This is a genomic window from Paenibacillus sp. FSL M7-0656 (assembly GCF_038003225.1).
Taxonomy (GTDB): domain Bacteria; phylum Bacillota; class Bacilli; order Paenibacillales; family Paenibacillaceae; genus Paenibacillus; species Paenibacillus amylolyticus.
The window spans coordinates 1,782,040-1,794,312 of the sequence record NZ_JBBOOT010000001.1; the positions used below are offsets into that span (position 1 = coordinate 1,782,040).

Consider the following 12,273-nt stretch of genomic DNA (forward strand, 5'->3'; position numbering starts at 1 on the left):
TTGCTTTACATAAACAAAAAAGACAGAGGTACGCCATAACAGCGCCCTCTCTTCTTTCCTGCATCCGTCATTTGCACGGATTATGCTGTTTTCATTACTTCACGGAACCTACCATACCTGCAACAAAATGTTTCTGCATGATGAAGAAAACGATTGCTGTAGGCAGTGTTGCAATCACGATTGCTGTCATGATTACTCCGTAATCCGGAGAATAACCAGCACCCAGATTTGAGATCAACAGTGGAATCGTTTGTTGGTCAGGTGTTTGCAATACAATGAGTGGCCACAGATAGTTGTTCCAGCTACTCATGAATGTAATGATTGCTGCCGCTGCATATGTTGTTTTCATGGTTGGCATATAGATCTTCAAGAAGATGCCGAGTTCACTCAAACCATCAATACGTCCAGCTTCCAGCAAGTCTTTCGGGAACATTTTGGTGTTCTGACGGAAGAAAAAGATCAGGAACGCTGTTGCGATGGTTGGCAGGATCACTGCTGCCATCGTGTTGATTCCGATAACCGGTGCAACTCCCGAGATTGTTGCGAACATACGATACAGTGGTACCATGATCGCTGCAAACGGGATCATCATGGATAACAACAGGATATTAAACACAATGTCACGAGACTTCGTGCGATATACCTCGAAACCATAACCTGCCATGGAACCAATAAACAGTGCCAAGAGAGTGGAGACCACAGAGATAATCGCCGAGTTTCCGAGAGCCTGTACCAGATTTGTCGAATCAATCAGTTTGTTGAAGTTATCAATAAAAGCTGAACCGGGCAGCAGTCTACCCTTGGTGACATCGACTGATGCATTTGTTGAACTGACCAGCATCCAGAAGAAAGGGAAAATGGATACAAAGGCGACGATGGATAGGAACACATACGTGAAAATCCGTTTTGCTTTAGCTTTAGCCATTTTTATTATCACCTGCCACTTTAAACTGGATGATGGACAATACAATAATCAAGATTACGATGGAATACGACACTGTTGCTGCATAACCGAAGTCCGGTGAATATTTGAACGAAAGGTTGTAGATGTATTGTGAAATCGACATGGTCGCATTACCTGGACCACCTTTGGTAATATTCATGATCTCATCGAAGATTTGCAATGTACCAATCGTTGATGTGATGGACGTGAAAAGGATAATCGGTTTAAGCAAAGGTACAGTGATTTTGAAGAATTGTGTAAAAGCATTCGCTCCGTCAATTCTTGCAGCTTCATAGATCGATTGATCGATGTTTTGCAGGGATGACAGATAGAAAATCATGTTATATCCGGTCCAACGCCAAGTAACGGCGATTATGATCGTAATTTTAGCCCAGAACGGGTCTGTGATCCATTGAATTGGATCGCCAATAATGTGCAAGCCCATCAGGAATTGATTCACCATTCCATCTGGTGCAAACAAATATTTGAATACAACAGAGTACGCTACCAATGAAGTTACACAAGGCAAGAAAATCGCTGTACGGAAGAAGCTCCGGAAACGTAGTGTGCTGTCATTCAGCAATACGGAAATAAACAAACCAAGGATAATCATTACAGGCACTTGAATAATCAAGTAGATAAATGTATTCGATAATGCTGTACGGAACGTTGTATCAACTAACAATCTTTTGTAGTTAGAAAGGCCCGAAAATTCAAGATTGGCTCCTACACCAGACTTGAACGATAAGAGCAGCGCTTGAATCATCGGGTAGAAGTAAAATGCAACAATCCCGACAACAGCCAGCAAAACAAAAGCCCATCCAGTCAAATTATTTTTCTTTTGGAGACTGTCTCCTGTATTCATGGCTTTCACAGTATGGCTCCTCTCTCTCCATGGAACATGGGTAGAACCCACGGAGCCTCTCGCCATATCCGGTTCGACTTGCGCCGGACGTGGGAGACGGCTCCGATGTTTCCTAGGGTTCTATAAGTTACCTTGGGTATCTTAGTTTAATTGTGCTTCAGCTTGTTTTTGTGCATCAGCCAGAACGTCATCGATTGATTTACCGTTCAGGAATGCTTGCATTTCTACTACCAGAATATCTTCAATGGCATATGTGTTGATACCATAGTTTACGCTTGGAATTTCTTTCGTCCAATTTGCAAAGTCTGTGAAGATTTTTTGTCCGCCGAAGTACTCGTCTGCTTTGGCATACGCGTCACCATCAACTGCTGGTTTGTACGTACCAATTGCGCCGATGTTGTTCAACAGATCTTGATACAATTGTTTGTCAGAACCAAATGTTTTTGCTACAAAATCAGCTGCTTGATCTGCGCCAGGAACGTTGTTCATAACATACCAAGAGCTACCACCCAAGTTGGATGCGTGAACAGAGTTTGCTTGACCAGCCATTTTCGGTATTGGAGCTACAGCCCATTTACCGGATTGGGAAGCTTCTTGACGTACAGATGGTGAGAACCAGTTACCTGTAGGAATTGTTGCTACGCTACCGTTATTGGCGTTGGCAACGAATTGACTCCAGTCAGAGTGCAATTTAACAATGTTGGCATCCATCATTGCTTTGTAAGTAATAAACGCTTCTTTCAGAGCAGCATTATTAGCAATGTCAGGTGTTTTACCATCTTCTGCGGAATACCATTTACCTGCAGTTTGAATCATCATACGAATCAAACCAAGGTCATTCGGGTCAAGAGAAAGAAGCTCTTTACCTGTTTTAGCTTTTACGTCTTTACCAATTTGGATGTAGTCATCCCAAGTGATGTCTTGCAGGTCAGCTGCTTTGTAGCCCGCTTGCTCCAGCAGATCTGTTCTGTAGTACAAACCAGCAACGCCGGAGTCAAATGGTACTCCGTATTGTTTGCCATCAAACGCTGTTGGTCCGAGTTTGTAATCTGCAAAATCGGAAGCCGTGATACTGGAAGACAGATCTTTGAACGCATCAGGATATGCATTCAGGAAGCTTTGTGAACGATAGTCTTCAATCAGAACTACGTTTGGAAGACCACTGGCAGTTCCGGAGTTAAGACCTGTGTTCAGTTTCTGAATGATATCAGCTTGAGCGTATTCAATGATGTTAATTTTCACATCAGGATTTGCTTTTTGATATGCTTCTTTTGCTGTTTCCATTGCAGCTACGTTAAAAGCTTTGTCCCAAGCCCAGACCGTGATTTCGTTTGTTTTTTCGTCACCACCACTAGCGGATTTACCTCCGCCACCGGATGAACATGCGGACAACAGCAGTACTGTAACGAGCATCAATACCCACATTTTTTTCAAAACATTCAACTCCCCTTCGACCTCTTTGTGTGTAATTTGTTTGCGTTTTCTGAAAGCGGTTGCTTTCGATGTATTCATCTTATCATTCCCATATCTCCATTCGTTAGTAATAATTTTGTACGGATTTGTCATCTTATTGCCACAATGAAAACCTTTACAGAAACCGTTTGCATTAAATTTGGTTTTTTGTAATTTCTTTTGATTTTGTAATTTCTTGATCTTGAAATAGTACAAAAATGATTTCACCCGCTTTACCTCTGACACGTAAAATCCCCCGACTCTGTAGAAAACAGAAGCGAGGGATCTCGATTTTAAGTGTATTTAATGGAATCGGGTTTCGATTCAACTCGTGATTAAAGGTAGTGTAACGGTGACTCTCGTTCCTTCCCCAACCGTACTCATAATGGTGACACCATAAGGTGAACCATATAATAACTCAATACGGTCATGGACATTGCGAATACCGATACCACTGAATAGTTGACGATTGTTCTTTGGATTGGGCAACGTTTCTCCCATGACAAGTCCTTCAATTCCATCCCCGTTGTCCATAATCTCACAGATGAGTGATTCTCCCGCTCTGGAAACCATGACATGAATCGTACCCGTTTCTTTCTTGATGAATCCATGGAAAAATGCATTCTCGATAAACGGCTGGATCACCAGTTTGGGTACATGATAGTGTGTACAATCCGGAGCAACGTAGAAAGCTGCTTTAATCCGGCCACCATATCTGACGTGATTAATGAAGACATAATTTTTCAAATTCTCGACTTCTTGTTCCACGGTAACAGTCTGACTCACATCACTAATCGTATTTTGCAACAATCCAATTAATGCATTAATGGTCTCCGCAGCCCTGTCTTTGTTGCCTTGTTGCACCAGAACTTTGACAGATGCAAGTGTATTGTACAAGAAGTGAGGATTAATCTGACTCTGTAATGCCGCAAGCTCTGCGTTCCGTTGTTCATGTTGTGTCTGTACTAACTGATCCACATAATCATGCAGTTCATCAAGCATGTAATTGTAAGCATGACCAAGCTGCCTGCTCTCGTAGCTTCCGCTCACCGGAATATAGTTGTCCAGATCACTTTTTGTAATGTTGGACATCTGCTTCACAAGTCTGCGCAGTGACTTGGTAATCTGGCTGGTGATGAGAAACACAAGGATGAGTGCCCCCACAACGATAGCTGCACAGATCAGGGCAACCGTCTTCATGTCGATAAGTTGACCCATCGCCAGATCCTTATCCACTACATTGACAATATAAAACCGATAGAACGGTAAATACTCGGATAACACAACGCTATCCTGATCCATCACACGAGCATTAATACTTCTCGGAGAGTTGTTGTTCATATCCCGGGCATACGATAGCAAATCCAGCTGAGTTGTTCCGATCCAGTCTTCACGATTCGATGATACAATCTCACCTTTTTCATTCATAATGACCACATCATTGCCACGACTTGTAAAGCTGCTGTAAAATTGCCGGAATATGTCTTCTCTCATCGTGACATAGAGCGTACCGTATATCCGGCTGCGTGTTCGGTCCGTCAACGCTTTCGTCGCAGAGATCATCTGCTGACTCCCGAGCGTTGCCTCGTTTTGGTAAACATCAAAGATAAGACGACTCGGCGTCTCAGCGGCTTCCATCGTAATTGGCTCCTGCTTCAATTCATCCACGGACAACTGAAGGTGAGCACGATTCGTGGAATAGCTCCGTCCATTAATCCCGATAATTGTTATCCCAACTTCGTAGGATTCTGTGATGGATTGAATTCGATCCATCGTTTCCCTCATATTATAGAAGGATTTGGCCATCGTGAGGGAATCGGCATCTCCTTCGGACAGGAATCCTCGGATCGATCCACTCTGCGTCACATTATTCGATACGGCAGCAATGGCCTCATTAAAGGATTCAAAATTTGTTTTGATCTGATTAAGCACCTTGGAGTTTGTGATACTGAACGTCTCAGTAAACAGATTGGTTGACATGTGAATGGTCGTCCATAAGATGAGTACAGAAACGAGGACAATACTGACCACCATAACCAGAAACAACTTAGGAAACAATCCGAGACGAGATAATTGGTTCATCCATTTCTTCATGATCTTATCCTTCTGACTTTATGCCCAGAATTTGCGCCGGTATCGGCTTGGTGATAATCCGGTGAATTTTTTGAACACTTTGCAAAAGTAACTATGATCGGAATAACCTACCATACTGCTAATCTCAGAGATCGTTACATCATCGGATCGGAGCAGTTCCTCGGCTTTTTCAATCCGAATTTTATTCAAGTATTCATTAAATCCTTCTTTTTTGTGAGATGAGAAATAACTGGATAAATACGATGGATTAAAATGAAAGTGCTTGGCTACTTCAGCAAGCCCGAGCGGCTGATCAAAGTGCTCATGCATGTAATCCAGCAACATCTTCATGTTGGGATCACTTCGTTTTCCACCCGCACCAACGGTGCACTCCTGAACTTCCGTCATGAATTGATCAAGCACGGTCATGACTTCGTCCAGACTCGAAGCGCCGTCCACATTTTTAAAATACGTATATTTGCTCTCTTCCAGCCCGGCAGACTGGACATCCATATCCGCGAGGGTAATGGTCACGTTAAATATCAAGTTACCGAGAAATGATTTGATTTCAAAAACATCGGCAATATAATCCCGTCCAAGTGTTTTTGCATGATCCTGTAAATACTCCCTTGCCGCTTCGACCCGGTTACGCTTCACATGCTGCAAAAACATATTCACATTAAACTGGTAACCTGCGGAATGCATTGGAGGCAGTTCACCATACACCAGAATTGGTCGATCCTTATAATAGAAACGATATTCAATCAGCTTAATCAGGCGTTCCCGGTAAACAACACCCATCTGTTCAAATGAAGTAAAGCTTTCACTAAGCACCCAACCAGGACTGTCTTCTCCTGTTGCATTTTCACTGGCCAACTGTCTGATCCGTTCAAGCATCCATTCATCTCTCGCAGGATCGACATTAAGAAGCATCACAGGTAATGTACCCTCTGCGGGAACCATTGCACATTCTACTTCAGGCAGATCACAGCGGAGCTTGGACTCAATCTGCTCCTGATCCATCTTCAGTGGATTCCCTCCAGCACCCACGGGTTTATACACAAGCAAGCGAAAGGATTCATACGGAAAGGTATCTCGAATGATCGGCATTTCGCTATCTTCATCCAGTGTAAATCCGGACAGCATCTTCTCCATCAGTTGCCCAAGTCTCCAGCCATCGTGCGACGGCTCGAACTGTAATTCCGGAATTTTACCCGCTGTGCGTTGAAGGACTTGCAATAATTCATTCGTATCCAGCTTGGGTTTCAGTATATAATCGGCTGCCCCGTGCTGAAGCGTTGAACGTACATACTCGAATTCACTGAAGCTGCTAAGTACAATAACTTCAATCTGCGGATTACTGGCTTTTAGTGTACGGACAAACGTTTCCCCATCCATGACAGGCATGACAATGTCGGTGATCACAATATCCGGTTTTAACAGGTTCACCTGCTGTAATCCTTCTTCACCGTTGGAAGCTTCACCCACAATGATAAATCCTTCCGCTTCCCAGTTCATATGGTGCTTTATGCCCTGTCTTACCAGAAACTCATCGTCAACAATCAGCACCTTGCACAACCGGTTCATGATCGCGACCCCCTTGTCTAATCTTTCCTCTATATCTGTACAGGCTATACCAACTATTATATATCGGTTATAAACACTTTCCAGTGTTAGCGGTTACATTAATTCTAAATTAATTGTACATCTTTTTATATCCTAAAACGATCCTTTAAGCAATGGTAACTATCTATAGTTTACACTATATTTCGACAAAATAAGAAGCCCCGACTCGCCATTTGATCATCTGGCGAATCAGGACCCTTATTTCAATCCTTTATTTCGTTAAATCACTCACTTATGGTTCAATTCCCCATTGGAGATTTCCCGCGATATAACCAGTGACTTTGGACCAGTCCGTATAGGAAGTCTGACTACCTGCAAAAGAATAATCATCCGTTTGCGTATAGTTGGTCCAATTGTTCTTGGAGATGCGCGTATGGATTTCTGTGCTTTGTCCTGCATTCAGAGTTCCAGCGGAAGCTGTGAATCCAATCTCAAGCACGTGGTCAGCACCTGTCCGAACCGGATTGAGTGCACTGAACGTGCCTGTTACATTCGCACTGCCAGCAGTCGCCCAGTCAGCGAAGAAGTTCTGAGGCTGTTCACCGTTTATCGTGTAATAGTATCTGATTTTCACATCAGACAGATTCAAGGCTGTAGTATCTGTGTTTGTCAGTTTGAATTTGGGACTAATCGAGCTGCCCGTCGCTGAAGTGTTACTGTTAAACATCTCAATGCGTATGGTTCCAACAGGTGCAGCTGTCGTGTCTTTAATGAGCAGATTCAAGGTCGCAGGAGCGCCTGCGCTGAATTGAAAGGTTAGCGTCGCTGCGCCATTTGGCAGTGAAGCCAGGTAGTTTTTACTTAATACGACCTCATTGCCTGTCAACGTGTAATCTGTACCTGAAACCAGCGTTGCATTCCCGTTGCGAATGGATGCTAGTGTATTCCCGTTAAGTGTTAACGTGACTGGAATATTAACCTGATTCCCTGCTTTGCGATCAAATTCGGCTGTAACCGGTGTAATCGCAGAGTTGGTCACTGGTGTACCCCCGCCGTCTCCTCCGCCATTGTTACCTCCAACACGGTCAGCATACAAAATTCCGCGGCCATTTGTTCCGAGATATACTCTTCCATACAGACGCGGATCACCCGTAATTGTGGTTACACGAGCATACTGATGCTGATCATCATTGATACGAACCCAATTGGCACCACCGTCATCGGAGCGGAAGAATCCACGTGTTCCATCGATCTGCGCAACCGTGTATAACGCAACAACGCTCTGCCCCGGGGCGGCTTTACCAAATCCGATACTGTCTGCTTCCTCTACATTGGCAAGCTTTGTGAATGTCGCTCCTGAATCCGTGGAATGCCATAATCCGTAAGGACCTTCTTCCTCACTACCACCTGCAAACCAGAGTTCGCCTTCAACACCTGGAACGGCATCCAGATCGGCATTTCCTTCCATTGGAAGTCCGGTCGCAGATGATGCCGTGAAAGTAGCACCACCATTCACACTCACATAGATTTTACCCGCTGCAAATCCATAAAATTTGTTTGGATTGACACGATCCGAAATCACTTTTGCCTGTGCAGGTATCCCCGTACTTGCCGTCCAGGAATTGCCGCCAGTCGAATACTGTACGCCTTTATCTGATGTGCTCCATACGAGTCGGTTACCATTCGCAGAGATGGCTACGGTCCCTCCTCCGGTTGTGCCGGCAGGTTCTGCATTGGCCTTATACCACGTAGTACCTCCGTCACTGGACAAACCAATGGATTTTGCATTGGGATCAGCAGCATAATCTGCTTTACCTACGCGAACCATCGTATTTGGACTTAACTCTGCAAAATCCAGACTTTCTGTGGAAGGATAGTTCGGGCTCGTAAAGATGGTAGCTGGAGCCTGGTCCAGATTGTTATGACGGAATCCGGAGACATCTCCCAATCCGCTTATCAAATGTGCACCACTTGGCGGGCTGACCAGATCCAGTACGGCAATCTCCTCAACCCCCTTCGCCATCACTGAAATATTGATTTTTTCATCATCATCCCAGTCTGTCAGGTTCTTCGTTCCATAGATCGTAGCACCTGTTCCATACATCATGCGATCGGAATCAAACGGATCAATCTCCAGATCACCGATCATCCAGCCCAGTTTTGGGGTTGTTTCGGGTGGGGCAGGATTGGTGCCAAATGTGAGCCATGGTGCTGCCGAAATATCCTGTGTATAACGTAACTTCCGATTCGGATATCCTTCAAATTCCCATATGCGTGTCCACGTCGCTCCGCCATCTGTACTGCGGAACAAGGTGGCATCCGGCCACCAGGAATTTAATGTCGCAACCATCAATGTACCGGGATTCTGTGCATCAACAGCCAATCCGCCATATCCAAAATAATTATCCGTGCTGCTGCTTGGAACAGGGCTGATGTTGGTCCAGACACCTGTCGACGTATTCAGTTTCCACACGTCACCTTTTGCCCCATCATAGGGTCCAACACCATCGCTGTACGTAATATAGAGGCTTCCGTCTGAATCAAACACACCATGATGCGGAATATAACCTGTAGGTTGACCAGCAACAGCTGACCAGGTCAGGCCGCCATTTGTGCTGCGATATACGCTTTGAGCTTTATCTGCAACACCCACATAGATTGTCTGGGTTGCTTGCCCTGCCGAACCTGTTGTTTTGTCAAATGTAATCCATGCCAGACCTACGATGTCACTGGTATATTCATTCGAAGGGTCTTGCACATAATTTCCCGGATTCGGGAAGCTTGTGACTTCGTTCCAGGTCACACCGTAATCGGTACTTTTCCATAGCCCATGACCACTTCGTGCACCGAAATACAGAATACTGTTATCATTTGGGTCCACGGTCAGGCGTTCTCCCATTGAACGTCCCGGCATGTTGCCGCCCACTTTGAACGGAAGTGTTGTGGTTTGCCATGTATCTCCCCGGTCCGTAGAGCGCAAGATGGAGCCATTATTTTGGTCCCACGAATTCGTATACGTCCCAACTGCCATATACACCCGATCGGGATCAACCGGGTCCGTAGCCAGTGCGTCCACACCATTCTTGTTCCAGTCATCCCAGCCGACAAAATCCGTTAAGGGTATCCACCTCTCGTCTGCCGCATTCCAGCGATAGGCTCCCCCGATATCTGTACGGGCATAGATCAGATCCTTTTCCGACTCGTTGAAAATAATGCCCGGTACAAACCCGCCTCCTGCACCCGTCACCACATTTTTCCACTCATAGGCTTCACTTGGTGCCGCCGCTGTTGTTCCAGCAAGTCCTCCCAGCGAGGCGGTTACTACAGCAACCGTCAGGCTCATCAATCGCAATTTCCCCATAAACGTTCTCATATCAACTTATCCTCCTCTTCTACTTCGTTACTGCATTTCGGTCTATCCCCGCTGTCTCATCGTGCTGATGATGGCGTGCCAGACGAATCAATGCATCCCTTGATACAAGAAGCCTCACCCCCTTCCAGTCATATTGTTAAGCGCTTACATAATTGTTCTTGATTCGCGGTTATCTGGATAATACTTTCAATAAATAACATTCGCTGGCAATCTCCAAACCCCTCTGTCGAAATTCCGATTTTTGTAAAATATTTTCAGTGTTCAAACTGGTTTATACAACAAAAAAAGATGCTGTTAGAACAGCACCTTTCGACATTTTATATAAGAGTAAAAAAATGGAATCGTTTCTTTCCTGGCAAACCAGGCAGAGGTTCACTAAGGTTCACAACATAATTGGCACCTGTTTATTGCTGGCTACCATAAGCGTGAGTCTCCTGCCCTTTAACGCCCGGTCTGATGACAAAAAGTGAGCCCGCATCCGGTGTCTCTTTCAGACGTTCTTCCTTAATCCCTATACGTGCTGTTGTAATGTATAACTCTTCGAGATCCGGTCCACCAAAACAGCATGATGTTACCTGATCTGCCGGCACCTCGATCTGTTGCAACAGTTCTGATGTATGCGGGTTCCAACGAGTGACTCTTCCTCCGCCCCAGTGCGCAACCCACAGCATGCCTTCACCATCAACCGTCATCCCATCCGGAAAACCGAATTCCTCCGGTATGTGAATGACACTTGTCCGATTTTGTATCGTACCTGCCGTCAAATCAAAATCAAATCGGTCAATAGAACGTGTCGGGGTATCAATGTAATACATGGTCTGCCGATCCAGACTCCAGCCTAGACCGTTGGATGTAGACACACCTTGCACCATTGTGCGAACGGGTTGCCCTTGCTCCAAACAATACAACGATCCGGCTTTGCTCTCATTATTCATGCTCATCGTGCCTGCCCAGAAGCGGCCCTTCGCATCACATTTTCCATCATTAAAACGATTGGTATCCTTATCTTGTTCAGGGTCTTCAATGGCCTGCAGCTCACCCGTAAGCAAGTGATACGTATGGAATCCACTGCGTAAAGCAACCACAACTTCGTCACCACGATAGGGAACAACAGCCCCGACATGTTCACCGACATCATAAGCCTGGTCCTGCCCTGTAGCCGGATCATACACATGCACCTTAAAGCTTTCAATATCTACCCACAATAATCGATTGTTCTCCGCATCCCAGCTTGGACCTTCCCCCAGTAATGCCGGGGTTTGTACTGCTACAGTTACGTCGCTCATGCCCTCACGTCCTTATTCAGATTTGACGCCGCCTGACCATTCGAATCCGATGGCATCCAAGAATGCTTTGGACAATACCATATGGCCCGTTGCATCCGGATGTACCCGGTCATAAGTCAGCACAGACGTATAGAAATGATCCCAAAATGGAGCAAATGCAGCCTGTGTATCCACATACACCGCATCATACTCATTCGCTACCCTGCGTACCGCTTCTCCGTAGATATCCATCGTTGCCCGCATCGGGTCTTCCGGATTAGCCTCAAGATAATAGGGTGTCATTAGTACCAGACCTTTCAGGTTGGGACGAACCGAAGCCACCAGTTCACGCAATGTGGATTCGTATTCTTCAAGAAACACATGTGATTCTGTTGACAATGGGTTGTCGAACTGACGCCATACATCATTAATGCCGATCATGATCGTCAGCCAGTCCGGTTTAAGGTCAAGCACATCACGATCCCAACGCTGTTTCAGATCACGAATCGTATTTCCACCATTACCCACATTCTGGACACGCAACATCAATTCCGGATAGATGGACCGCAAGAGGGCATAGACTTGCGCTACGTAACCATGGCCCAGACCTGAACTTCCTTCGCCTACAGGATGTTCCCGACCACAATCTGTAATTGAATCCCCGATAAACAGAAGCTTGTCATTTTTCTGCAATTTCATCGTCATTTTCTCCTTCGCTCCAAGGCGCTAATATAGG

The 12,273-nt window shown here is 45.3% G+C and carries 8 protein-coding genes; all 8 read right to left on the reverse strand.

The window, feature by feature from the left end; translation table 11 throughout:
- Positions 1-94: 94 nt before the first annotated feature.
- A complete protein-coding gene (locus MHI01_RS07695) occupies positions 95-925 on the reverse strand; it encodes a carbohydrate ABC transporter permease (protein ID WP_036609483.1) in 831 nt (276 codons plus the stop codon).
- Positions 918-1,808 carry a carbohydrate ABC transporter permease gene (locus MHI01_RS07700; RefSeq protein WP_036610887.1) on the reverse strand — a complete coding sequence of 297 codons (891 nt, stop codon included), beginning with the start codon at positions 1,806-1,808 and terminating at the stop codon, positions 918-920. Before MHI01_RS07700 ends, MHI01_RS07695 begins: the two co-directional genes overlap by 8 nt.
- 141 nt (positions 1,809-1,949) lie before the next feature.
- Positions 1,950-3,233 (reverse strand): extracellular solute-binding protein, encoded by a 1,284-nt coding sequence (locus tag MHI01_RS07705; RefSeq protein WP_235193818.1) that lies wholly within the window; start codon positions 3,231-3,233, stop codon positions 1,950-1,952.
- A 351-nt stretch (positions 3,234-3,584) separates the two neighbouring features.
- Positions 3,585-5,354, reverse strand: a complete 1,770-nt coding sequence (locus MHI01_RS07710; RefSeq protein ID WP_036670305.1) for a cache domain-containing sensor histidine kinase — start codon at positions 5,352-5,354, stop codon at positions 3,585-3,587.
- Between the two features lie 18 nt (positions 5,355-5,372).
- On the reverse strand, positions 5,373-6,920 hold the full coding sequence (locus MHI01_RS07715; protein WP_127543821.1) for a response regulator transcription factor: 1,548 nt from the start codon (positions 6,918-6,920) through the stop codon (positions 5,373-5,375).
- A 271-nt stretch (positions 6,921-7,191) separates the two neighbouring features.
- A complete protein-coding gene (locus MHI01_RS07720) occupies positions 7,192-10,272 on the reverse strand; it encodes a X2-like carbohydrate binding domain-containing protein (RefSeq protein WP_445744898.1) in 3,081 nt (1,026 codons plus the stop codon).
- Between the two features lie 404 nt (positions 10,273-10,676).
- On the reverse strand, positions 10,677-11,558 hold the full coding sequence (locus MHI01_RS07725; protein WP_340982859.1) for an SMP-30/gluconolactonase/LRE family protein: 882 nt from the start codon (positions 11,556-11,558) through the stop codon (positions 10,677-10,679).
- A 12-nt stretch (positions 11,559-11,570) separates the two neighbouring features.
- A complete protein-coding gene (locus tag MHI01_RS07730; RefSeq protein WP_340982860.1) occupies positions 11,571-12,236 on the reverse strand; it encodes an SGNH/GDSL hydrolase family protein in 666 nt (221 codons plus the stop codon).
- Between the last annotated feature and the right edge of the window lie 37 nt (positions 12,237-12,273).

Bases quoted from the DNA above. Each gene is read 5' to 3' on its own strand.
- MHI01_RS07695 (WP_036609483.1), bottom strand. From the start codon at position 925: ATGGCTAAAGCTAAAGCAAAACGGATTTTCACGTATGTGTTCCTATCC.
- MHI01_RS07700 (WP_036610887.1), bottom strand. From the start codon at position 1,808: ATGAATACAGGAGACAGTCTCCAAAAGAAAAATAATTTGACTGGATGG.
- MHI01_RS07705 (WP_235193818.1), bottom strand. From the start codon at position 3,233: ATGTGGGTATTGATGCTCGTTACAGTACTGCTGTTGTCCGCATGTTCA.
- MHI01_RS07710 (WP_036670305.1), bottom strand. From the start codon at position 5,354: ATGAAGAAATGGATGAACCAATTATCTCGTCTCGGATTGTTTCCTAAG.
- MHI01_RS07715 (WP_127543821.1), bottom strand. From the start codon at position 6,920: ATGAACCGGTTGTGCAAGGTGCTGATTGTTGACGATGAGTTTCTGGTA.
- MHI01_RS07720 (WP_445744898.1), bottom strand. From the start codon at position 10,272: ATGAGAACGTTTATGGGGAAATTGCGATTGATGAGCCTGACGGTTGCT.
- MHI01_RS07725 (WP_340982859.1), bottom strand. From the start codon at position 11,558: ATGAGCGACGTAACTGTAGCAGTACAAACCCCGGCATTACTGGGGGAA.
- MHI01_RS07730 (WP_340982860.1), bottom strand. From the start codon at position 12,236: ATGAAATTGCAGAAAAATGACAAGCTTCTGTTTATCGGGGATTCAATT.